The 22,787-nt window shown below is 69.6% G+C and carries 17 protein-coding genes; 7 read left to right on the top strand and 10 right to left on the bottom strand.

Translation table 11 applies throughout. The annotated features are described in order from the left end of the window. Positions 1–67: 67 nt before the first annotated feature. Together AB5I40_RS33520 and AB5I40_RS33515 are read right to left on the bottom strand one after the other, a co-directional pair. The gene (locus tag AB5I40_RS33520; RefSeq protein WP_370934202.1) at positions 68–685 is read right to left on the bottom strand and encodes a hypothetical protein; all 618 of its coding nucleotides are present in this window, start codon (positions 683–685) and stop codon (positions 68–70) included. A gap of 147 nt (positions 686–832) precedes the next feature. Then, positions 833–1,693 (bottom strand): Bax inhibitor-1/YccA family protein, encoded by an 861-nt coding sequence (locus tag AB5I40_RS33515; protein ID WP_182889914.1) that lies wholly within the window; start codon positions 1,691–1,693, stop codon positions 833–835. Positions 1,694–2,012: 319 nt separating this feature from the next. Here AB5I40_RS33515 and AB5I40_RS33510 point away from each other — a divergent pair, with 319 nt between their 5' ends. From AB5I40_RS33510 to AB5I40_RS33495, 4 genes are all read left to right on the top strand, one after another. Beyond that, positions 2,013–3,500 (top strand): SpaA isopeptide-forming pilin-related protein, encoded by a 1,488-nt coding sequence (locus AB5I40_RS33510; protein WP_370934201.1) that lies wholly within the window; start codon positions 2,013–2,015, stop codon positions 3,498–3,500. Between the two features lie 18 nt (positions 3,501–3,518). Next, positions 3,519–4,229: a class F sortase gene (locus tag AB5I40_RS33505; RefSeq protein ID WP_370934200.1), complete on the top strand. Its 711-nt coding sequence runs from the start codon at positions 3,519–3,521 to the stop codon at positions 4,227–4,229. A gap of 217 nt (positions 4,230–4,446) precedes the next feature. After that, entirely contained in the window at positions 4,447–6,438 is a 1,992-nt protein-coding gene (locus tag AB5I40_RS33500; RefSeq protein ID WP_370934199.1) for an SDR family oxidoreductase, read from the top strand. A 120-nt stretch (positions 6,439–6,558) separates the two neighbouring features. Next, positions 6,559–7,728 (top strand): cell division protein DivIVA, encoded by a 1,170-nt coding sequence (locus tag AB5I40_RS33495; protein WP_370934198.1) that lies wholly within the window; start codon positions 6,559–6,561, stop codon positions 7,726–7,728. Positions 7,729–7,862: 134 nt separating this feature from the next. Here the strand turns inward: AB5I40_RS33495 and AB5I40_RS33490 are convergent, their stop codons facing one another. From AB5I40_RS33490 to AB5I40_RS33475, 4 genes are all read right to left on the bottom strand, one after another. Next, complete coding sequence (locus tag AB5I40_RS33490; RefSeq protein ID WP_370934197.1) at positions 7,863–9,185, bottom strand: amidase family protein; 1,323 nt, start codon at positions 9,183–9,185, stop codon at positions 7,863–7,865. A 10-nt stretch (positions 9,186–9,195) separates the two neighbouring features. After that, positions 9,196–9,831: a response regulator transcription factor gene (locus AB5I40_RS33485; RefSeq protein WP_344279883.1), complete on the bottom strand. Its 636-nt coding sequence runs from the start codon at positions 9,829–9,831 to the stop codon at positions 9,196–9,198. 102 nt (positions 9,832–9,933) lie between these two features. After that, the gene (locus AB5I40_RS33480) at positions 9,934–10,197 is read right to left on the bottom strand and encodes a hypothetical protein (protein WP_370934196.1); all 264 of its coding nucleotides are present in this window, start codon (positions 10,195–10,197) and stop codon (positions 9,934–9,936) included. Then, complete coding sequence (locus AB5I40_RS33475) at positions 10,194–10,478, bottom strand: WXG100 family type VII secretion target (RefSeq protein WP_370934195.1); 285 nt, start codon at positions 10,476–10,478, stop codon at positions 10,194–10,196. The genes AB5I40_RS33480 and AB5I40_RS33475 overlap by 4 nt, the downstream gene beginning before the upstream one ends. A 319-nt stretch (positions 10,479–10,797) precedes the next feature. On the opposite strand from AB5I40_RS33475, the gene AB5I40_RS33470 reads away from it, so the two are divergent. The 3 genes from AB5I40_RS33470 to AB5I40_RS33460 all read left to right on the top strand — a co-directional run bounded on the left by AB5I40_RS33470 (position 10,798) and on the right by AB5I40_RS33460 (position 18,862). Next, positions 10,798–14,037: a BTAD domain-containing putative transcriptional regulator gene (locus AB5I40_RS33470; protein WP_370934194.1), complete on the top strand. Its 3,240-nt coding sequence runs from the start codon at positions 10,798–10,800 to the stop codon at positions 14,035–14,037. Positions 14,038–14,101: 64 nt separating this feature from the next. Next, the gene (locus tag AB5I40_RS33465; protein WP_370934193.1) at positions 14,102–17,722 is read left to right on the top strand and encodes a BTAD domain-containing putative transcriptional regulator; all 3,621 of its coding nucleotides are present in this window, start codon (positions 14,102–14,104) and stop codon (positions 17,720–17,722) included. 69 nt (positions 17,723–17,791) lie between these two features. After that, positions 17,792–18,862, top strand: a complete 1,071-nt coding sequence (locus tag AB5I40_RS33460) for an alpha/beta hydrolase family protein (protein WP_370934192.1) — start codon at positions 17,792–17,794, stop codon at positions 18,860–18,862. A 1-nt stretch (position 18,863) separates the two neighbouring features. On the opposite strand, the gene AB5I40_RS33455 is transcribed toward AB5I40_RS33460, so the two are convergent. From AB5I40_RS33455 to AB5I40_RS33440, 4 genes are read right to left on the bottom strand one after another with little or no spacing between them, the layout of a single operon-like run. Beyond that, positions 18,864–19,691, bottom strand: coding sequence for a carbohydrate ABC transporter permease (locus AB5I40_RS33455; protein WP_370934191.1), 828 nt, complete (start codon positions 19,689–19,691; stop codon positions 18,864–18,866). Then, entirely contained in the window at positions 19,688–20,572 is an 885-nt protein-coding gene (locus tag AB5I40_RS33450; protein WP_370934190.1) for a carbohydrate ABC transporter permease, read from the bottom strand. Before AB5I40_RS33450 ends, AB5I40_RS33455 begins: the two co-directional genes overlap by 4 nt. 5 nt (positions 20,573–20,577) lie before the next feature. Further along, entirely contained in the window at positions 20,578–21,843 is a 1,266-nt protein-coding gene (locus tag AB5I40_RS33445) for an ABC transporter substrate-binding protein (RefSeq protein WP_370934189.1), read from the bottom strand. A gap of 14 nt (positions 21,844–21,857) precedes the next feature. Then, positions 21,858–22,451 carry a LuxR C-terminal-related transcriptional regulator gene (locus tag AB5I40_RS33440; RefSeq protein WP_344279903.1) on the bottom strand — a complete coding sequence of 198 codons (594 nt, stop codon included), beginning with the start codon at positions 22,449–22,451 and terminating at the stop codon, positions 21,858–21,860. Between the last annotated feature and the right edge of the window lie 336 nt (positions 22,452–22,787).

Below are 22,787 nucleotides of genomic sequence, written 5' to 3'. Positions count from 1 at the left end.
CCTGTCCCACGGAGTGCGACGAACGGCCGAAACCGGGCGTCCGGACGGCCCCTTTGTACCGCCCCCGTCAGCTCTTGATGCAGATGGCTTCCTCGGGATCGGAGTACCAGCGGGCGGCGGTCGAACCGCTGCCCTCGCACGCCGAACGGTCCTTCGCGCCAGGCACCAGCTTGACGATTTCCGCGTTCTTCTGCGGATCGGTGCACGGCACCTTCTGGTAGGTCGTCGAGGCGGTCTGCAGCCCGGAGAGGCAATCCCCTTGCTGCACATTGGGAACGAGGCAGAGCACGCGGCGGTTCTTGCCGCCGGTGGTGTAGCGGTAGTAGTCGCCGCGCGGGCAGGTTCCGCTCCGGCTGGCGCGGACGACGGCGACCTTGACGTTCGCTCCGGGGTCGGCGCAGTCGACGGTTTTCGTCGTCGTGGTCGAGCCGGACTTCTCGATGTGCATGCAGTCGCTGGCGTGGGTGTTGCTGGTCGAGTTGCCGAACGCGAAGAACCCGATGGCGACCCCGGCCGCCACGACCACCACCGCGACGGCGACCAGCACGACGGTCCTGGTCGGGAAGTTTCGCTTCGGGCTCTGCTGCGGCGGCATCCCGCCCGGGCCGTAGTGCTGCTGGAACGGCGACGGCCCGTTCTGGCCGTAGCCCGGCTGCGGTCCGTGCCCGTGCGGCGGGACGCTCACGTGATACCTCGCAAACCCGAAAGAAACATTCCGACCGGGCACATCCAACACGACGGCCGCGGGGGCGCGCAGAGGTTCGAGGCAGAAAAACAGAAAAGGCGCTCCGCGTAACGCGGAGCGCCCCTTCCCGGCAACCTGTGCGAGAAGCTAGTCGCGCAGGTAAGACAGCAGACGCAGGATCTCGAGGTACAGCCACACCAGCGTGGTCATCAGGCCGAAGGCGGCGTACCAGGCCCACTTCGAGGGCATGCCGGCGCGGATCATCTTGTCCGCCTGATCGAAGTCGAGCAGGAAGCTGAACGCGGCGATGCCGATGACCACCAGGCTGAAGACGATGGCGAGCGGGCTGCCGTCGCGCAGCGGGTTGAAGCCGAAGAACACCGCGGTGACCAGGTTGACCAGCATAAGGATGGCCACGCCCGCGACCGCGCCGACGATCCACTTCGTGAGCTTCGGCGTGACCTTCACCGCGCCGGTCTTGTAGACGACCAGCATCGCGACGAACACGCCCGCGGTGCCGATGAGCGCCTGCAGGGCGATGCCCGGCAGGAACACCTCGAACAAGCCGCTGAGCGCACCGAGGAACAGGCCCTCGGCACCGGAGTAGACGAGCGTGAGCGGACCGCTCGGCTTCTGCTTGAAGATGATGACCAGAGACACGACGAGGCCCACCACGAGCCCGCCGATCAGCGCGCCGAGGAGCGGACCGCTCGGCGAAAGCCTGCCGAGGGAATCGCGGACGAGCTGGGACTGCGCCCAGATCGCCGTGAGCACGCCGACGACGAGCGCGACGCCGAGCGACATGCCGGTCTTGATGACGACGTCGTCGACCGTCATCGGACGGTCGGCGGAGGCGGTGCCCATCTGGCCGGGGCCGTAACCCGGGACGCCGCCTTGGCCCTGCGGCTGGCCGTAGGGCTGGTCGAAGCCGACGTTCGGCCCGTACTGCCCGGTCGCGGCCGCGCCGCGCGGGAGATTGCGGAACGCCGGGTTGCTGCTGGAACGCACCTGTCCTCCTGGACTTTATGGCACCTTGCATCGGGTTCAACGACCGCGGCGGCTCGCTGGTTCCCGTTCGGGTAAAGCCGATTTTACTCGTCACCCGCGCGGGTGAGCGACCCCCGTTACGGCCACCGTAGGCGATGAAGGTCACGACCGTTCACCGCAGGTCACCCGATGGTCTCTAGACAACTCCCATGGTGACCCGCGAACCTTCACATCGCGTGTCCGGGAAGTGACCGAACGCGTGTCGGGGAGTTGTTCGATCAGGTGAACTGCGAAGACGCCGTTCCGGCGTCGGCAGGCACGTCGAAGGAGCCAACACACCATGGGGTGGATCTCACGCCCGCGCGCTCGCTGGCGCGCGGCCACCGGGCTGGTCGCGACCGCACTGCTCGGCGCACTCTCCGTAACCACACCGGGAATCGCCTCGGCTGCCACGGACCCGGTGAAGGGCCCTGGCCTGCCGATCGGCCACGACGAGGGCCCCACCCATTACGAAGATTGGCTCGGCTCGTACAAGGTGGGCGGCAAGAACGTCTTCTGTGTTCGGTTCCATCTGAAGGCACCGGGCAGCGACGAGGCGTACCAGCCGGGCGATGAACTGCTGACGAAGTGGGGCGAAAAGCTGCAGCCCGACGTCGCGGGCAACATCTCCTATCTGTTGCTGCGCTACGGCAATACCTCTGACAACAACGAGGCCGCCGCGCTGGCCCATCTGCTGCACTCGTGGACCGCCAAATCGCGAACGCCCGGCGACACAGAGTTCGGCACGCCCCCGGACAAGGCCGCCTATCCCGAGCAGAAGTACCTCAACGCGCTCACCCCGGCTGCGAAGGACGACGTGGCCAAGATGAAGACCGAGGCCGAGGCGAACCGCGGTCCGTGGACCGCGTCGGTCACCGCGCCGAAGGGCGATCAACACCTCGGCCAGCCAGCGACCTGGACGGTCACGGTAAAGAACTCCAAAGGCAAGGGCATCCCGGACGTTCCGGTGAAGCTGACCGCCACCGACGGGACCGTCGGCCAGGCAGACAAGAAGGCGGACGCGGAGAAGGCGTCCGACTCCTCTTCCGGCAACTCCGCGCCGCAGGCCGCGCAGAAAGACACGACGCTGAAGACCGATGCGAACGGCACGGTCACGGTGAAGGTCACGCCCACCGGTGATCAGCCGAAGCTCGCCGCCTCGTTGTCCGCGCCCGCGGACAAGCCGACTGTGCAGAACCCGGTCAACACCAAGGACGGGATCCAGAGCGTCGTCGGCACCGGCGGCGAGAAGCAACTGACCGCCCAAGGCGTGGTCGCCGTAGCGAAGCCGGGCAAGGTGCAGGTCACCAAGACCGACGCCAAGACCGGCAAGGGCATCGGCGGCGCGACGCTGCGGATCACCGGCAAGGACCGCAAGACCGCGGCCACCAGTCAGGACGGCAAGGCGCTCAACGGGCCCGACGGCCAGCCCGCCGTGGTCACCACCAGCGGCGACAACGGGACCGCGACCGTCGAGAATCTGCTTGCCCCGCAGGAAGTCTGCGTGGTCGAGGTGAACGCGCCGCCGGGTTACACCAACGCGTTCGACCCCAACAATCCGCCCGCCGCGTGCGGATCGCTGACGCCGGGCGGCACACTCGCACTGACGGTGGCCAACACGCCGAACGAAGTGCCGCACGCGATTCCCGCCGGTGACCTGCCGGTGACGATGGCCAAGGGCACTGTCGAGACGAGTTTCTCCACGGGCGGCATCGCCGGTCTCGCGGCGCTGGTGCTCGTCGGTTCGGCGCTGGTCGGGTTCGCCGCTCGGCGGTCGGCCCGGCGGTAATCGAAAGCAGCAAGGGCAATGACCGGAAAAGGACGGCTGATCGGCGGGTTCGTGCTGGGCGCGGCAAGCGTGCTGGCAGTGGAACTCGCGACGGTCGTGATCAGTTCGCCGCCGACGACGGTGGTGGCCGGGAGCGCGTCCCCGGTCGCCGCCGCCGTACCGGCCGCTTCCCCGCAACAGCTGGCTCCCGCGCCGCCGCCGTCGAGCAGTGCGGCGCCGCCTAGCAGTTCGGCGGCCGCACCGCCGCCGGCCGCGCCTGCGGAGCATCGGCAAGCTCCGGAACCCGGACCGCAGGCGCCGGGCACGATCCGGCTGCCCGGCGGCGGGACCGCGGCGATGGTGCGTCAGGACCTCGGGCCGGGCAACACGCTTCCGGTGCCGTCGGACATCGGCCAGGCGGCGTGGTGGGGCGCGGATCTGGAAGCGGTCAGCGGCGCGAGCGTGTTCGCGGGCCACGTCAACTGGCGCGGCGCGACCGGTCCGTTCTCGGAGCTGTGGAGCGAACGCATCGGCGGCGTGGTGACGATCGTGGACCGCGCGGGCAAGACGAGCCGGTACCGGATTTCCCAGCTGGTCACCGTGCACAAGAACGATCTGCCGAGCCGGGCCGACGATCTCTTCGGGCAGGCCGGGCCGCATCGGGTGGTCCTGGTGACCTGCGGCGGACGGTGGATCGGCGGCAGCGACGGGTACGAGGAGAACCGTGTGGTGATCGCGGACCCGGCGTGAGGGGTCCCCTCGTGGCCCGCTGAGACCGCACGAGGGGTCCGTTCGCGCAGTTTCTGCCGAGCCTGTCGGTCGCGGAAATCCGCCGCCACCTGCGGAACCCCTTGCGGAAGCTAAGTTACTTGCGAGTAACCTCACCCTGCCGCGTTGTGGTCAGGGCGGCGTCCATGCAGCAGAATGCCCATGGGTTCAGGCGGCGGCACGGCGGAGGGTGATGGAGATGGCGACGTTCTTGGTGACAGGCGCGACCGGGTTGATCGGACGCCAGGTCACCCGGCAGCTGCTCACCCGGCCGGACGTGGAGCGGGTCGCGCTCGTGGTGCGCGCGTCGTCGCGGGAGAAGCTGGCCGCGCTCGTCGACGGATGGCCGCATCCGGACCGCGTGACGCTCGTGACCGGCGACCTCGGCGAACCGCTGATGGGAGTGTCCGAAGCGGACCGGGAGGCGCTGCGCGGCGTCGACCACGTCATCCACCTCGCCGCGCTCTACGACATCACCGCCGACGACGAAACGAGCATCCGGGCCAATGTGGATGGTACGCAGAACGTCCTCGACCTCGCCGCGGACCTGAACGCCGGCTGCCTGCACCACGTCTCGTCGGTCGCCGTCGCGGGCGACCACGCAGGACTGTTCACCGAGGACATGTTCGACGTCGGCCAGCGGCTGATCACGCCGTACCACCGCACGAAATTCGAGGCGGAGAAGCTCGTCCGGGACCAGCACGAGGTGCCGTGGCGGGTGTACCGGCCCGCGGTCGTGGTCGGCGATTCGCAGACCGGCGAAATGGACAAGATCGACGGCCCGTACTACCTCTTCCCCGCGATCAGCAGGCTCGCCGGGCTGCCCGACGTGCCGTCTGCGGGCCCGGATCTGGGCGACACCAACGTGGTTCCGGTCGACTACGTCGCGAAGGCGCTGCTGGAACTGGTCACCACGCCGGGTCTCGACGGCCGCGCCTTCCACCTCGTGAACCCCGAGCCGCAGCCGGTGGTGTCGGTCTACAACGCCTTCGCCCGCGCCGCCGGAGCGCCGACGATCACGGTGCAGCTCGGCGACAAGGTGTCGAAGGGAATCGTCGGGCTGGTCAAGCTCAGCGAGCACATTCCCGGGTTCACCATCGCCCGCGACGCGGTGCTGGAGCGGCTCGGCATTCCGCCGGTGCTGCTGGAAACGATGGCTTTCCCGTCGGTGTTCGCTTCGGCGGAAACGCGGAAGGCGTTGGCTGGCAGCGGCGTCGAGGTGCCCCGGCTCGAGGAATACGCCGCGACGCTGTGGCGCTACTGGCGCGAACATCTCGACCCGTTCCGCGCGCGCAAGCACGGTCCGCGCGGCGAACTGGACGGCCGCCGGGTGATCATCACCGGCGCGTCGTCGGGCATCGGACGGGCCACCGCGCTGAAGGTCGCCGCGGCGGGCGGGGTGCCGCTGCTGGTCGCGCGGCGGCAGCACGAGCTGGAAGAAGTGCGCGACGAGATCATCGCGGCGGGCGGCACCGCGTCGGTGTACCCGGCGGACCTCACCGACGAGGATTCGGTGCGCAAGGCCGTGGACGCGATGCTTTCCGAACACGGCCGGATCGACATGCTCGTGAACAACGCCGGCCGGTCGATCCGGCGCTCGATCAAGCTGTCGTACGACCGGATGCACGACTACGAACGCGCGATGGCGATCAACTACTTCGGCGCGGTGCGGCTGATCCTGGCGGTCCTCCCGCACATGTCGGAGCGGAAATTCGGGCACATCGTGAACGTTTCCTCGATCGGCGTGCAGGGAATCGCACCGCGCTTTTCCGCCTATGCCGCGTCGAAGGCCGCGCTGGACTACTTCTCCCGGATAGCGGCGACCGAAACGCACGGCGACGGGATCACCTTCACCACCATCCACATGCCGCTCGTGCGCACGCCGATGATCCGCCCGACGAAGATCTACGACGCGTTCCCCACGAAATCGCCGGAGCAGGCGGCGGACATGGTGCTGAAAGCGCTGGTGCGGCGGCCTAAGCACATCGGCACCCCGGCGGGCCAGGCGATCGGGCTGACCTACACGCTCGCGCCGGGGCTCACCGACGCGATCGCGTACCAGGGTTTCCGGATTTTCCCGGACTCCGCGGCGGCGGGCGGCAGCGGGAAACTGAAGATCGGGCGGGGCGAGAAACACCTGTCCCGCGCGGCGATGGCGCTGGCCCGGCTGTCGCGCGGGTTCCACTGGTAGTGACCGCTTCGCGCGGCGGGTGAGGCCGTTCAGGCGAGATCGCGACGAAGAATCGACCCGGGGCGGTGATTCACCACTCCTGGCGGCACGCACGCCAGGGGCGCGGGTACGGTCGTGGGCATGGTTCCCGAGCGAGACAACGGCCTCCTCCCGCTGCGGCGCGAGTACACCGAAGCCTGGCGCGGCTTCGACCGCACCGAGGTGCGGCAGTACCTCGACCACCTCGAGGCCCAGCTGCACCGGCTGATCACCGACCGCGACGCGGCGGCGACGCAGGTCGCCACGCTGTCGCGGGAACTCGAAGCGGCGCGCGGCGAGACGGCCAAGCTGAAGGCCCGCGTAGAGGAGCTGCTGAAGCCGCCGGAGCGGCTCGAGGACCTGGACGAGCGGATGCAGCGCACCGTCGCGCTCGCGCACGCGCGGGCCGACGAGATCACCAAGCGCGCGCAGGTGGCGGCCGAGAAGCACTGGGCGTCGTCGACCGAGGCGTCCACGAAGCTGCGCGAGCGGTACCACCGCTTGGTCGAGGAGCTGGACAAGCAGGCCGAAGCGCTGCACTCGGAGCACGAGGCCGCGCTGAAGGAAACCCGCGCCGAAGTGCAGCGGCTGACGGTCGAGGCGGCGCAGCGCCGGGAACTCCTCGACAACGAAGCCGAGCGCAAGCGCCGCAAGATCGAGCGCGACTTCGACGCGAAGATCACCGCCGAGCGCACCGCGCACGAAAAGATGATCACCGACCAGCGCACGGCCAGCAAGAACCAGGCCGAACGCCGGATCGCGGAAGCCACCGCGGAGGCGACCCGCCGCGTCGAGGAGGCGACGGCGGAGGCCAAGCGCCGTCTCGACGAGGCGACCACGCAGGCGGCCCAGCGCACCACCGCGGCCGCGCGGAAGGTCGAGCGGCTCGCGGAGATCCGCGAACAGGCGCGCAAGAACCTAGCGATGGCGGACGAGGTGCTCGGCCGGAGCGAGGGTCTGCTGACGGCGCTGCCGTCGGAATCGGTGCTGCCCGCGGCGTCGAAGCTGGTTGGCGGCGACGACCCGGCGAAGCCGGACCCGTCTCCCGCGCCGGTCGAGTCGAAGACCGCGCCGTCTCCGTCGCCGAAGCCGAAGGCTGAGAACGGTTCCGCTGCGAAGACTCCGGCGGGCAACGGCTCGTCCGCGAATGGCAGTGCTGGAAAGGGCGGTTCGACGGAAAACGCGGCCGGAAACGGCGCGAAGACCGGGAACGGCTCGACGGGGAATGGCGCGAAGTCCCAGCCTCAGACGGCGGGCAAGCCGAGCAGCTGACCCGCGGATCGCGGCGAGCCCGTCGGCCCGGAAACGCTTCGGCGGGCGGCCAGCAGAACAGTGCAAGGTCCGTGAAGGGCTCCTTGCGGGAATCTAATTCCCGCAAGGAGCCCTTCACGGCGTTTAGGCGTGGACTAGACCGTCCGCGGCCAAGGGTTCGCCGACTCCAGCTCCGCCGCCAACCCCAGCAGCACCGGCTCCCCGCCGGGACGCGCGACCAGTTGTACGCACATCGCCAGGTCATGGACGGGATGCCGGGCGACCGGAACCGACAACGCCGGGTATCCGGCCAGGTTCCACGGGCCGGTGAACGACGCCACCCTCGACGACGGAATCGCGTTCGCCAGCCAGGATTCCCGGTGCCAGCGGCGGGCTTTCAACGGCAAGGTTGCCAACGTCGGCGTCACCAGGACGTCATGAGATTCGAAGAACTGCGCCGCGATCGCTTGCCACTCGTCGCGGGCCCGGTCGGTGACCAGGCGCGAGGTCAGGCGGCCCAGGCGGACGTGCACGCGGGTCCGGGGTTGCAGGCGCGAGAGGTCGAACGAACCCGCAGCCTGCTCGGCCGGGCCGGCGAACCAGCGGGCGACCAGGCCGCCCAGTGCGCGGAGCGGGTAGGCGGGGGTCGCGGGAACCACCGAGTGGCCGGAGGAGCGCAGGAGGTCGGCGGCCTGGTCGACGGCGGCACGCAAGGGGCGCGGCAGCGGGGCTCGGGTGAAGGGGACCTGGGTTGAGGTCGCGATTCGTTGTGCGCCGGGAGTCGCGAGCGTGGCCCAGTCTGGGCGGTCGGCCAAAACCGACATCAGGAGAGCGGCATCGGCGGCAGTGGTGGCCAGCGGGCCGTGGGTGGAGAGGCCGAACCAGCCGGGAGCGTCTTCGCGAACGACGTCGCGGCCGGGTTTCAGGCCGACGATTCCGCACATTCCGGCGGGCAGCCGGATCGAGCCCAGGCCGTCGGTGCCGTGGGCGATCGGGACCAGGCCAGCGGCGACCGCGGCGGCGCTTCCGCCGGAGGAGCCGCCTGCGGTGAAGGACGGGTTGCGCGGGTTGCGGGCGATGCCGTCGGGATCGTCGCTGGTCGGGAAGATGCACAGCTCCGGCACGCGGGTCAGGCCGACGATGACCGCACCGGCCGCGCGCAGCCGGGAGGCGATCAGGCCGTCGGAGTCGGCCAGGGTGCGGGGGCCTGCTTCGGAGCCCCAGCCCATATATTCGCCAGCGACCTCGGTGACGTCTTTGACCGCGACGGGGACACCGGCCAGCGGCAGCGAAGCCAGGTCCGGACGGGCCGCGACTTCGGCGGCTTCGGCTCGTGCCTCGGCGAAGCGCACGCGGCGGAAAGCACCGACGACGCCGTCCGCGGCTGCAATCCGGGCGAGTGCTTCTTCGGTCACCTGGACCGGGTCCAGCTCCCCTGCCCGCACTCCGCGAGCGATTTCTACCGCCGTCTGCGCCATGATCAGAACATTAGATCGCGCCGGCCCGCAGGGCATAGGCCACGGCGTGCGCGCGGTTGTTCAGACCGCATCGGGTCATCAAGCCGTAGAGCACGTTCTTGACCGTCCGCTCCGAATAACAGAGCTTCGTCGCGATCTCCTCGGTCCCGTAGCCCTCGGCGACCAGCCGCAGCACGTCGCATTCGCGCGAGGCCAGGCCGGACAGCGTGAGGCCGTTCGGCTCCAGCACGTCGCGGCGCATCCGCTGGACCTGCGCGAGCAGCGCGCCCTGCAGCCGCGGCGGCAGGGTCGCCGTGCCGTCCCCGGCGGCCAGCACTGCCGCGACCAGTTCGCCGCCGCCGGTTTCGCGGCGCGGCAGGATCGCGACGACGCCGCATTCGACGGCCGTCATCAGGTCGCTCTCGCGGAAATGGTCGACGACGATCACCAGATGCGGCCCGGTCAGCTGCTCGGACTGCCTGCCGAGCTCCCGCACCTGCGACAGCACCCGGTCCGTGACGTGCTCCTCCATCACGAGGACCACGTCCGCCTGGCTCGCCGCGTCCTGGCCGAGCAGGACCAGCTCCGGGCGCGAACCCAGCAGGCTCGCGGCTCCGGCCCGGGTGATCGGGTCCGAGGCGAGCACTGCGACCTTGACGAGCTTCACGACTACCCCCTCCACATTGCCTGCACGCAGTGTGTCGGGCGAGACTTCACGTTTTCTGGCGCGCTCGTGAAGGCCCGTGAAGAAAACCGGTGTTCGCGCAGCTCAGCCGCCTCTTTCCGGGTCTTCGGCGGAGATTTCGCGGAAGGCTTCAGCGGCTCGGTCGAGGCACTCGGGCATCCGGTCGAGCGCGGTCGACCACTCTCGTTTGGCCTCCCGGTAGCGGGCCCGCGCCGCCGCCGGCCAGCTTGCCACCCCGGGCTCCACTGTGGACTCCAGCTCGGCGAGCACCGCGCCGAGGTCGCCGGTGGTCCGGCGGATCCGGGACAGTACTTCAGCGGCCTGCTCGAAGCCGGGATCGTCGCTCATCGACAGTCGGCGCACCGTAAGTGCTCATCTGAGCGCTCAGTGGCCGGAGACGCGGCCGTACCGCGCGCGACGTCCACGAGATCTGCCAGACTGCCCAGAATGCGATCGAACTGCTGCTCCCAATCGTTCATCGCCTGGCCGAACCGGACAGCCGCTTCGCCGCGCCACGACGCCTGCAACGCCGCCATCTCGCTGTTCACCGTGCCGAAACAGGCGTTCGCGGCGTCGATCGCCGCAGCGAACGGCACCGCCTGTTCCGGCAGGCCCGGGACCGGGTCCACGCCTCCTCCTCACCGTCCGCACGTCGAGACCGCGATCGAGCGCGCGGGTTCCTCATCGAGGCTGCCGCAGGGATTCCCGTTCGGAAACCGGGGAACGGGCCGGATGCCCCTTTGTCGCGGGAGGTGTGCCTGCCGGACCGCCCGGCCGGTTTGCCCGGCGTTCACCGCGAGGCCGCCCTCTCGACCCTGTCCACCAGACAATTCGCTGGACAAGACCGGCAAAAGCAACCCGGGGCGGTCCCGCCACGTCACCTTTTCGGCGTAAGCTCACCAGTGGCATCCGGCGTGTGACGATCCGTCAGCGCGTGAAGGGAGACCGATGTCGGCATCCGGCGGCGTCCCGGCGCCGGAAATCCAGCTGCTCGGACCGGTACGAGCCTGGCTCGGCGACCGGCAGCTCGACCTCGGTTCCGCTCATCGGCGCACAGTCTTCGCCGTGCTCGCCTTCTCCCCGAACCGCACGGTCTCCCGCGAAGTGCTCATCGACGCAGTCTGGGGCGACGCGCCCCCGGCCAGCGCGCAGGGGAGCATCTACACCTATATCTCCGGCCTGCGCCGCGTCCTCGAACCGGGCCGCCGCAAAGGCGCCGAATCGCGGCTGATCGCCTCCACCGGGTCCGGCTACTCGCTCTGCGTCGAGCCGGAGCAGATCGACGTCCACCGCTTCAGTGCGCTGCGCGACCTCGGCAACCGGCTGCTCGCTGAGGGACGCCGGGCCGAGGCGCGGAGCGTGCTCGACGAGGCTCTCGCAGAGTGGGACGGCACGCCGTTGCAATGCCTGTCCGGTCATTACGCCAGCGCGCAGCGGGTGCGGTTGGAGGAGCTTCGGCTGGCGACCGTCGAACGCCGGGCCGAGCTGGCGATGGACTCGGGCGAGTCCGCCGGGCTCGTCACGCAGCTCGGCGAACTCGCCGCCGAACATCCCTTCCGCGAGCCGCTGCACGGTCTGCTCATGCGAGCGCTCGACCACGCGGGACGGCATCACGAGGCGCTCACCGTTTACACCGAGCTGCGCGAGCGGCTGGTCGAAGCGTCCGGCACCGAGCCAGGGCCAGCGCTGCGGGAGCTTTACGAAAAGCTGCTGGCCGCCGACGAGGCGGCCACGCCCGCACCGGTCACGAAAGTCCCGCGCTTCCCGTTGCCGGTGCTGCCGCCGCGCCCGGCGACGTTCGTCGGGCGCGAGAACGAGCTACAGCTGCTCAGCGAGGCTGTCGCCGGTCTCGGCGGCGGCCTCGGCCGTTCGGTGTGGGTCAAGGGCGAACCGGGGATCGGCCGGACCGCGCTGCTGGCCGAAACCGTCGCGCTGGCGCACGAAACCGGCTATACCGCACTGTTCGCCGCCGCCGATTCGCTCGACCAGGGCTTTGCTCTCCGGCCGCTGCTGGACGCGCTCGGCGTGCACCCGCGCGCCTCGGACCTGCGTCGCGCGGAACTGGCGGTGGCGCTCGCCGAGAACCCGGAGCTGGATCCGGTCCAGGGCATTCTCGGACTGGTCCGGCAGCTGTGCGCGGACGGTCCGCTCGCGCTCGTGGTCGACGATCTGCAGTGGGCTGACGAAACCACGCTGCAGGTGTGGCAGCACCTCGCCCGCGAGACCCGGCGGCTGCCGCTGCTGCTCGTCGGAGCGAGCCGGCCGCTCCCCCGCTCGGCCGCGCTCGAAGCGCTTGCCGCGGATCTGTCGTCCGGCACGACCTCGCTGCTGTGCCTGGAGCCGTTGCGGGACAACGAGATCCGGAAGATTTCCGCCGACCTCACCGGCGCGCCGCCGAACCGGATGCTCTCGCTGCTGCTCGGCCATGCCGCCGGAAATCCGCGCTACGCCACCGAAATCGTCGAAACGCTGCTCGCCAATTCGATGATCCTGCTCGACGGTGCGCACGCGGTCGTCGACGGTTCCTCGTGCCGGTCGATCCCGTCGCCGCTCGGGTCGCGGATCACGCTGTACCTGATCTTCCTCTCCAGCTCCGCGCGAGACTTACTGCGCTGGGCGGCCTTGCTGGGCAAGGAATTCTCGCTCGCCGACATCGCGATCGCCACCGAACGCGCGCCGACCGCGCTCGTCGCCGCGGTCGAGGAGGCGCTCACCGCGGGCGTGCTGGTCGAGTCCGGCGATCTGCTCGCGTTCCGGCATCCGTTGCTGCGCCGCGTGTTGTACGAAAAGACGCCGGCCGCGATGCGGGTCGCGTTGCACCGGCAGCTGGCCGAAGCCCTCGACGGAGCGGGCGCGGGTGCGGAACGCGTCGCCGAGCAGTTGGCCGCCGCGCCCGCGCAGGTGGACCCGTGGGTCGCGAACTGGCTGGTCGAGCACATCGGCACGGTCGCCGCGCAGTCGCCGCGGATCGCGGTGGACCTGCTCAAACAGGTCGTCAAGCAGGCCGTGCTTCCTGCCGAGGCCCGCGAACCGCTCACCGCCACGCTCGCCCGGCTGCTCTTCTGGCTCGGTCGCGAGCCGGAGGCGGAGGCGCGGTCGGTCGTCGCGCGCACCAAGGACAGCAGGCAGGCCGCGGAAATGCGCTGGATCCTCGCCTACATCTATTACCGACGCGGCGAATTCGCCGAAGCTTCCGCGGAAGTCCGCCGTACGCTGGCCGACCCCAAGGTGCCGGAGATGTGGCGCGGGCGGCACGAAACGCTGCGCGTGACTATCGAACGGTTCGCCGTCGATCATCAAGCGGCGGCACCGGATCTGTCCGAACTGGGCGTGCTGGACGGTCTCGACAATGACGCCGACCTGAGCACCGCGCGCAGGCTGGCCGCGACCCGCGCGGTGCCGGGCGAGATGCACCTGGCCGGCGCGGTGCATTACTACTGGCGCGGCCGGTGGAGCGAGGCGCTCTCCGAACTCGACACGGTGATCCGGGGCGGCGCGGAAACCGCGTCGTATGTGTTGCGCAGCCCGGGATCGGCGTTGCTGGTGCACGGTGTCGGCGCGCTGATCGCGAGTCACCGCGACGAGCCGGACGAAGCACGCGCGCATCTCGACGCCGCGGCCCGGCATCAGTTCCCGCATGGTCTCGAACCGAACGGCGGCGACTACCTGCTCGCCGCGCGCGCCCAGCTCGCCGAGCTGGAAGGCGACCCCGAAGCCGCCCTCGCCGCGCTGCTCCCGCTGTTGGAACAGAGCTATCCGCCCGCCGCGCGCCAGCAGTGGCTGCCCGATCTCGCCCGGCTCGCCATGCAACTCGGCGACCAGCCGCACGCGTTCCGGGCGTTGCGGCTGATGGGCGACACCAGCGGATACGACACTCCGCCGTCGCACACCGCGGCCTCCGCGCACTGCCGGGGCCTGGTCACCGCGGATCCGGACGCGATCCTCGGCGCCGCCACGCACTACGAGGCCGCCGGACGGATGCTCAAGCACGCGCGCGCCAGCGAGGACGCCGCGATCCTGCTCGCCGAGTACCGCCGTCTCGACGAGGCGCGCACGGCTTTCCTCGCGGCACTCACCAGCTACACCTCGGTCGGCGCGGCGTGGGACGTGCGGCGGGCCGAGACGCGGATGCAGCCGTACGGCATCCGGCGGGCCAGTCCGGTCCGCGCGCGTGCGGCAGGAGAGTGAACCGGGGTGGACTCGCGTCCATGATCGAGGCGGTAAACTCGGTCGACACGGCGAATGGAACGGCATGCCAGGGGATGTGCGGGTGACGGTGCTCGGCCCGCTGCGCGCCTGGCGCGGGACGACCGAAATCTCGCTCGGACCCGCGCGGCAGCGGGCGGTCTTCGCCATGCTGGCGGTCGCCGCCGGACGGCCGGTACCGCGTGCGGAGCTGATCGCGGGTGTGTGGGGCGAGTCGCCGCCGGCCAGTGTCGAAGGCAGCGTCCATACCTATATTTCCGGGCTGCGCCGCGCGCTGGAGCCCGAACGCACCCGGTGGTCCGCGTCGACGGTGCTCGGGTCCGGCCCGGCGGGCTACACGCTGGACCTCGCGCCGGAAGCCCTGGACGCGGCGAAGTTCGAGCAACACCGGGAAGACGGCAAGCGCGAGGCCGAAGCCGGGGCGCACAACCGCGCGGTGGCCGAGTTCAGCGCCGCGCTCAAGCTCTGGCACGGCGAAGCGCTGTCCGGGGTGCCTGGCAATTTCGCCGAGCGGCATCGCGCATATCTCGCCGAGCTGCGGCTGGACACGCTGGACCGGGCCGCCCGCAGCAGGCTGGAAATGGGCGGCCACCAGGAGATCATCGCTGAGCTGACCGCGCTGACCGCCGAATATCCGCTGCGCGAATCGTTGCGGGCGTCGCTGATGCTCGCGCTTTACCGCAGCGGTCGGCATTCCGACGCGCTCGATGTGTTCCGCGACGCGCGCAGCACGATGCGCGCGGAGCTGGGCGTGGAGCCTGGACCGGGACTGCGCGAGCTGCACCAGCGCGTGCTCGCCGAGGATCCGGCGCTGGACCTGCGGCGACCGGCGGTGCCCGAGCCGGTCGTGCGTGCGCCGCGGGATCCGTTGCTCGGCCGGGAAGCCGAGGTCGGCAAGCTCCACCAGCTGCTCGACGGGGTCCGCGCGGGCCGGGGCCGGGCGGTGTGGATCGAGGGCGAGGCCGGGATCGGGAAGTCGGAGCTGCTGGCGCACGCGTTCGGCGACGCCGGCGGCCTGCAGGTCGCCTGGGTCACCGCGGACGAGCTGAGCATGCGGTTTCCGTTGCAGGTCATGCACGAATGCCTGGCGATCGATCCGCATTCGCCGGATCCGCGCCGGGCGCGCGTCGCGCTGAGCAGCGAGGAACCGGTACGGCGAGTCGGCGACCCGGTGCTGGATTCGGTCGACCGGCTGCTGGCGCTCGTCGACGAACTGTGCGCCGAATCGCCGTTGTTGCTCGTGGTCGACGACTTGCAGTGGGCGGACGAGTCGAGTGTGCTGGTGTGGCATCGACTGTCCGCGGCCGCTCGGCAGCTGCCGTTGTTGCTGGTCGCCGCGACGCGACCGGCACCGGAGCGGCCGGAGATGACCCAGCTGCGCCGTGGCGTCGAGACGCGGGACGGGGTCGTACTCGACCTCGGACCGCTCGGCGAGGACGACGTCCTGTGCCTCCTGCAGCGGCAGATCGGCGCGGATCCCGGGCCGCGGTTGCGGGACCTGACCGCGCGCGCCGGCGGCAATCCGTTGTACCTCAAGGAAATGCTGGACGCGCTGATGCACTCGGGCGCGGTCGAACAGCGCGACGGGCTCGCCGACGTCCCGGATCCGCTGCGGTTCGAGCCGCCGGAGTCGATCGTCGCGGCGGTCAACCGGCGGCTGGAGCTGCTGCCCGAGCAAACCCGGCACGTGCTGGGCTGGGGCGCGATTCTCGGCATGGAATTCGCGGTCGGCGACATCGCGGCAGTGCTCGGGCAGCGGCCGTCGGACCTGCTCGGCCCGCTCGAAACGGCGGTCGCGGACAACATCCTGCTCGACACCGGAACCCAGCTCGCGTTCCGGCTTCCGTTGCTGCGCCAGACGTTGTACCACCATCTGCCGCCGGAAACCCGGGCCGCGCAGCATCGCCAGGCCGCCGAAGCGCTGGCCAAGATCGGCGCGCCGGTGAAGCGGGTCGCCGAGCAGCTCGTGGCCGTTCCGTCCACTGTGGACCCGTGGGTGCTGGACTGGCTCGTGGAGCACCAGAGTGCGGTGTCGAACCGGGCTCCGCTGATCGCGGTCGAACTTCTGGAGCGCGCGCTGGCCGTGGTCAAGGACGACGATCCGCGGCGCGAGCCGCTGCTGGTCGCGCTGGTGCGGGTGTTGTTCCGGCTCGAACGAAGTCCGGAAGACCTTGCGCTGCAAGCCTTTGAGCTGGCTCGCGATCCGGACCACGCGGCGGAGATGCGCCACATCGTGTCGGCGATGCAGTTCCGCCGGGGCGACACGCAACTCGCGGTGGAGACGCTCGGGAATCCGGCGGAGGATCCAGGAGTCCCGGAGCTGTGGCGGGTCCGGGGTCGCCACCTGCTCGCGAACTACCGGCGCGGCGGGCTCGACGACCTCGACGTCGCGGAGGAGAACGCGCACCACGCCCGAGCCGAGGCGAACGGCGACGGCTACCTCACCGCGCACGCGCTGCAGACGTTGTGGCTGGTCGATTCCGTGCGGCGGCATCACGCCAGCGCGCTGAAGCACGTGGACGAGGCGATCGCGGCCGTCGGCGACGAGCACGAGCTGGCCGATCTGCACCTGGATCTGCTGGACAACCGCGTCTTCACGCTGCAGAACCTCGACCGGCTGGACGACGCGAACCGCACGCTGCAGGAGGCCGCTGAGGTCACGCGGAGGCACAGCATGCCGAGCGGGCTGCAGGTTTCCGTCGCGGTGCACCGGTATTGGGAAGGCCGGTGGGACGAAGCGCTGGTCGAACTGGACACGGTGACCGAGGACGGTCCGGCGATCACCTTTTTCGGCCTGCGCGAACCGGGTGCGGCGGCGTTGCTGCTGCACGGGGTCGCGGCGCTCATCGCGGCCCGGCGGGGCGAACACGCGCAGGCGGCCGCGCTGCTGGACGCCGCGGAGGAACACGCGCCCGCGACCAGTGCCGAGCGGGAGAGTTTCGACTTTTTGCTTGCCGCGCATGCGCTTGTCGCCTATCAGCAGGGTGATTTGCAGAAGGCGATCACGGTGTTCGAACCGATCCTGAATCCGACGTACGCGCAGATGATGTTGCGGCATCAGTGGTTGCCGCAGTTCGCGCAGATCGCGTTGGCGGCGGGCGACCGGGCGGCAGCGGAGCGGGCGCTGGCGGTGTGTGTCGAAGAGGCGGAGAAGGAACTCGAACCGGCGCGGGCGTTCGCGGCCGCGGAATGGTGTCGCGGGTTGCTGGACGAGGATCCGGAGCCCGTGCTGCGGACGGTGGAGCATTTCCGTGCGGTGGGGCGGAAACCGGAGCTGGCCAGCGCGTTGGAGGATGCGGCGGTGCTGCTGGCTCGGGTCGGTCGGTTGGATGCCGCGCAGGCTGCGTTCGACGAGGCAGCTTCGCTGTACACGGAGCTTTCGGCGGCGTGGAATCTGGAGCACGCGGAGACGCGGTTGCAGGCGGTCGGCGTGCAGCGCGGTGCTTCGCTGGCGTCGGCGCGGCCCGAGCACGGCTGGGAATCGCTGTCGACGCTGGAAGTCCGTATTGCTCGGCTGGTCGCCGCGGGTCGGTCCAATCCGGAGATCGCGACCGAGCTGCGGATTCCGCGCCGGACGGTCCAGGCGCACGTCGTGCGGTTGCTCGGGAAGCTGGACGCACCGTCGCGGAGCGAGCTGGCGACGACCGTGGCGCGACGAACGGGGTGACGAAAGTAGGGGGTCGCTGGAGACGGTCGGCAGGCGCGGGCATCCCGGGCAAACCGGCAGAGTTCCGGCATGCGCTTCCGAACTGTCCTCGCCGCCGCCCTCCTCGTTACCGCACTGGGTTCCGCGCCCGCCGCGGCGGAAACCACTTTTGAACTTCCTACGCCGTCCGGGCCGCACGCGATCGGCGAGCGCGACGTCCACCTCGTTGACCAGGCGCGGAACCGGGAGCTGATGGTCAGCGTCTGGTATCCGACCCGGCCCGGCGCTGGTCCGAAGGCGCGGTATCTGCCCGCCAAGGCCGCGCCGTACTTCGACCAGGGCGCGGCACCGGCGCTGGGGCTGCCGACCGGCAAGGTCGACTGGGCGGCCGTCGAGACGCACGCCCGGGCGAACGCGCCGGTGCAGGGACGGTGGCCGGTGGTCGTGTACTCACCGGGCTGGGCGTCGCTGCGGGCACTGGGCAGCGCGACCGCCGAGGATCTCGCCAGCCGCGGGTACATCGTGGTGACCATCGACCACACCGGCGAGGCGCCGTTCGTCGTGTTTCCTGACGGGCGGGTGGTGTTCTCCCAGCAGAGCAAGGATCTGGTGGCGGGGATGCGGACACGGGTCGCGGATGTCCGGTTCGCCCTTGATCAGCTGCCGGGCATTCCGGGGCTCGGGCAGGCGATGGATATGAGCCGGGTCGGGGCGATCGGGCATTCGTTCGGCGGGGATACGGCTGCTGAGGTGTCTACAGTGGACTCTCGGGTGGACGCGGCGGCCGATTTAGACGGTTGGCTCGCTTACGACGTCGATGGCAAGCAGCTCACTCGCGCTGGTGCGGAGGGGGTGTCGCGGCCGGTGTTGTTGATGGGGTCGTCCGGGAGCACCAGTGACGGCCAGGCGCGCAGCCATCGGACGTCGCCCGCGTGGAAGTCGTTGTGGGAGCACACTTCTGCTCCGAAGCAGGACATCACCTTGGCTACGGCGATGCACTACAGCTACACCGATGTGCAGTGGTTCCTGCCTAATCTGGCGCAGCGGGTGCCGGTCGATCCGAAGGTACGGCAGACGCGGATCGGGACTATTGATCCGCGGGCGAGCATCGCCGTGCAGCGGTCCGCGATCGCTGGGTTCTTCGGGCGTTACGTCTCGTGAGTTACGCCCGGGTCAGACCGGTCGAGATGCTGCGCACCAGGTTTCGGCCGAGCAGCAGGAAGAGGATGATCACCGGCAGCACGCCCAGCGTCGCGCCGGTCAGCATCAGGGCGTAGTCGGTGAAGTAGCCGCTCGCCAGCTGGGACAGGACTACCTGCACGGTCGGCGTTTGCGCCGGATCGAGGACGACCAGCGGCCAGAAGTAGTCGTTCCACGCGCCCAGGAAAGTCACCATCGCCAGGACAGTCGCTTGTGGACGGATCGCCGGGACAGCCACGTGCCAGAACGTGCGCAGCACCGACGCTCCGTCCACAGTGGCCGCGTCGACCAGATCTTGGTCGATCGAGCCCTCGCAGGCCTGGCGCATCCAGAACACACCGAACGCGCTCACCAGCGCGGGCACGATCACCGCTTCGAGGCGGCCGTACCAGCCGAAATCGCTCACCACCAGGTAAAGCGGCACGACGCCCAGCTGTGCGGGCACCATCGCCGAACCGACGACGAGGAGGAACAGCGTGTTGCGGCCGCGGAACCGGAGCCGGGCGAAGGAAAAGCCCGCGAAGCTGGACAGGACCACATTGGACACCATCACCGTCGTCGCGACGATCAGCGAATTGCCGATCGCCAGCCAGAAATCGACGGTGGTGAACACACGCTGGATGTTGTCGAAGAGATGGCCGCCGGGCAGCAGCAGCGGAGAGGTCTCGCCGATCGCCGCGTTGTCCCGAGTGGACACTACGAACGACCAGTACAGCGGGAACAGCGACGACGCGACCAGCCCCACCAGCACGGCGTACACCCAGCCCCCGGCCCGGCCCCGGCGGATCACTGCGCACCTACGAAGCGGCGCACGAGCCGGTAGTTGAAGACCGCGAACACCAGGCAGATCAGGAACATCACCCAGGACAGGGCCGCCGCGTATCCGGCGTCGAATTTGCCGAAGCCTTTTTCGTACAGATACATCGTGAGCGTTTGGAATTGCCGGTCGTTGCCGCCTGCGCCGCCGTTGCCCGTGGCGTCGAACAGTTGCGGTTCGGCGAAGAGCTGGAGTCCGTTGACCGTGCCTGCGACCGCGGTGAAAGCGATGGTCGGGCGGATGCCGGGAACGGTGATCGACCAGAACGACCGCCACCGCGAGGCGCCGTCGAGCGCGGCGGCCTCGTACAGATCCTGGGGCACCGCTTGCATCGCGGCCAGGTAGATCAACGCGTTGTAGCCGGTCCAGCGCCACATCACCATGCTCGCCACCGCGAGGTGCGACGACCATTGGTGCGATTGCCAGGAAATCGGCGGCGCCCCGAACCAGCCGAGCACTTCGTTGACCACGCCGTAGCCCGAGCTGTACAGCTGCGCGAACACCAGCCCGACGGCGACCACGGACACCAGGTTCGGCAGCAAAAGCCCGGCCCGCCACCAGGTCGCCGCGCGCAGCGGCCGGTTCAGCAAAGCGGCGATGCCGAGCGCGAGGAAGAACTGCGGGATCGCGGCGAGCAGGAAGATGCTGACGGTGTTGAAAAGCGCGTTGTAGAACCGCGGATCGCCGAACAGCTCGACGTAATTGGAGAAGCCGAGGCCGCCTTCCGGACCGGAAAGCAAGTCCCACCGGTGCAGCGAAACCCACGACGTGTACAGCAGCGGGAACGCGCCGAACACTCCGAAAAGGACAAAGAACGGCAGGATGAAGACGTAGGGGGTGAGCTTCCGGTCCACGACAGCTACTTGATCGCGTCGCGGCCCATCCGGACCGCGTCGGCCCACGCCTGCTCGACGTTCTCGCTCCCGTCCTCGATCCGGCCGAGCGCGCGGCCGAATTCGGGACGCACGTCCGCGTCGTGCAGGCCGCGGTAGTTCGGCCGCAGCCGGTCCGCAGACGCCGCGTAGATCTGGCCGACCGGGGCGTTCGAGAAATAGGGATCGGTGTGGGCGATGACCTGCGGATCCTGATACACGCCCGGTTCGCTCGGCAGGATTCCGTCGGAAAGGAAAAGCCGCTTCTGCTGCGCGGGCGCGGTCAGCCACTGCGCGAGGTCGTAGGCTTCCTTCGGGTGCGCGCTTTGCTTCGGCACAGCGAGGAAGGAACCGCCCTGGTTGCCGCTGTTGCCCGGCACCGTCGTGACGTCCCATTTGCCGCTGACCGCGTCGCCGCCGGCTTCCTTGATCTGTGTGAGCATCCACGCCGGACACGCGATGGTCGCGAAGCTGCCCTGTTTGATCGCGACGTTCCAAGCCTGCGTGTACGTCGTCGCGCCCGCCGTTTCGTGGGCTTGCGCGAGGCCGCCGGACAATTGGAACGCGGTGCGCACGCTGGGGTTCTGGTCGGCGATGTAGGAATCGTCCTTGGCCGAGAAGTAGTTCTCCGGCGACTGGTTGAGCATCGCGGTGTAGACGGTGCCCGCCGAATCGGCGAACTTCACCTTCGGCAGCTTTTCGGTGAACCGGGCGGCGACATTCGCGTAGCCCTGCCAATCCGGCATCAGCTCGGCGACAGCCTTGCGGTCGGTCGGCAATCCGGCCTGCTGGAACAGATCCCGGCGGTAGCACATCGCGAGGCTGCCCATGTCGGTGCCGAGCCCGAACACGTAATCGCCCGAGGTGCCCTGCGCCCACTTCCACGACGCCCATTGCTGTTTCAGCTTGTCCGCACCGAAATCGGCCAGGTTGACGAATTTGTCCTTGGCCCGGATGTACTTCGGGATGTACTGCTCCTCGACCGCGACGACGTCGGCCGCGCCGCGCCCGGCCGCCAGCTGCGTGGCGAGGCTCTTGAAATGCGTGTCGAAATCGGTGACCCGGCTGCGGATCTCGATGTTCGGATGGTCTTTCTGGTACTGCTCGAACAGCGGCGCGTAGCCGAACTCGCCGAATGTCGCCACGCTGAGCGTGATCTTCCCCGAGGACGCGGCGGAACCGCACGCGGCCGCCAGTAACAGGAATGCGGCGGCGAGCGCGGCAACGGCCGGGCGCCGGGTCAGCTTTCGCACGTGGTGAGCATCCTTTAAATCACTCCGGCGCGCAGCGCGTAGGCGACGGCGTGCGGACGGTTCCGCAGCTTGAGCCGGTTCGTCATGCCGTAGATCACGTTCTTCACGGTCCGCTCCGAGTAGCAGAGCTTGTTCGCGATTTCCGCGGTGTCCCAGCCCTCGGCCATCAACCGGAGCACGTCGACCTCGCGCGGCGACAGGTTGGTGTGGTCGCCGCCGCGGCGCAGGGTCTCGGCCTGGTGCAGCAGATCCCGCATCGAGGTCTCGCGCCCGGAGGCGGCGGCCACGATGCTGCGCACCAGCTGGTCGCCGCCGATCGCGTCGCGCGGCAGCACCGCGGCGACGTGCCAGGCGGCCAGCTCGGCCAGGTCGTCGGCGTCCACGTACCCGGCGACGAACACGATGGCCGCGGGCGTTTCCGAGGCCGCGGCCCGCAGCGCCGCCTTCACCTCGCGAGTGACGCGGTTCGCGGCGAACACGAGCACCGCGGCTTCACCGCGCTGCTGGCCCGGCATCACCCGCACCTCGCGGCGCGTGCGCAAATGGTCGATGAGGCCCGCGAGGGTGATCGGGTCCGAAGCCCATGCCGCAACCTTGACCTGATTCATCGCTGCCTCCCCGGTGCAGAGCACTCGCCTGTCGTGTTCCAGCAGTGTGCCCACCGCGGCTTCACGAAATCTCTAGTCGGGACGCGCTCATTCTTCACAGCGTGAAGTTGGGCCCGCCGGTGGGGTTCGGTTACCGTCACGGAGACCCGTCCGGACATGCAGAGGAAATGATGAAGGCGCACGCACGACCCCGCTGGATCACCGCAGGCGCCGTCGGCGGCTTAACGCTCATATGTGCACTTTCCGCGTGCTCCGGGGATCGTTCCGTTTCCGGAACAGCCACGCCCACTCCGCTCACAGCGCCGAGTGCGGGCAGTTCGCCGCAAGCCGCTCCAC

This window comes from Amycolatopsis sp. cg13, from assembly GCF_041346965.1.
Taxonomy (GTDB): Bacteria; Actinomycetota; Actinomycetes; order Mycobacteriales; family Pseudonocardiaceae; genus Amycolatopsis.
Note: the sequence above shows the minus strand (reverse complement) of the source record. Positions and strands in the feature narration are given on the sequence as shown.

Bases quoted from the DNA above. Each gene is read 5' to 3' on its own strand.
- AB5I40_RS33510 (WP_370934201.1), top strand. From the start codon at position 2,013: ATGGGGTGGATCTCACGCCCGCGCGCTCGCTGGCGCGCGGCCACCGGG.
- AB5I40_RS33505 (WP_370934200.1), top strand. From the start codon at position 3,519: ATGACCGGAAAAGGACGGCTGATCGGCGGGTTCGTGCTGGGCGCGGCA.
- AB5I40_RS33500 (WP_370934199.1), top strand. From the start codon at position 4,447: ATGGCGACGTTCTTGGTGACAGGCGCGACCGGGTTGATCGGACGCCAG.
- AB5I40_RS33495 (WP_370934198.1), top strand. From the start codon at position 6,559: ATGGTTCCCGAGCGAGACAACGGCCTCCTCCCGCTGCGGCGCGAGTAC.
- AB5I40_RS33490 (WP_370934197.1), bottom strand. From the start codon at position 9,185: ATGGCGCAGACGGCGGTAGAAATCGCTCGCGGAGTGCGGGCAGGGGAG.
- AB5I40_RS33480 (WP_370934196.1), bottom strand. From the start codon at position 10,197: ATGAGCGACGATCCCGGCTTCGAGCAGGCCGCTGAAGTACTGTCCCGG.
- AB5I40_RS33470 (WP_370934194.1), top strand. From the start codon at position 10,798: ATGTCGGCATCCGGCGGCGTCCCGGCGCCGGAAATCCAGCTGCTCGGA.
- AB5I40_RS33465 (WP_370934193.1), top strand. From the start codon at position 14,102: ATGCCAGGGGATGTGCGGGTGACGGTGCTCGGCCCGCTGCGCGCCTGG.
- AB5I40_RS33460 (WP_370934192.1), top strand. From the start codon at position 17,792: ATGCGCTTCCGAACTGTCCTCGCCGCCGCCCTCCTCGTTACCGCACTG.
- AB5I40_RS33440 (WP_344279903.1), bottom strand. From the start codon at position 22,451: ATGAATCAGGTCAAGGTTGCGGCATGGGCTTCGGACCCGATCACCCTC.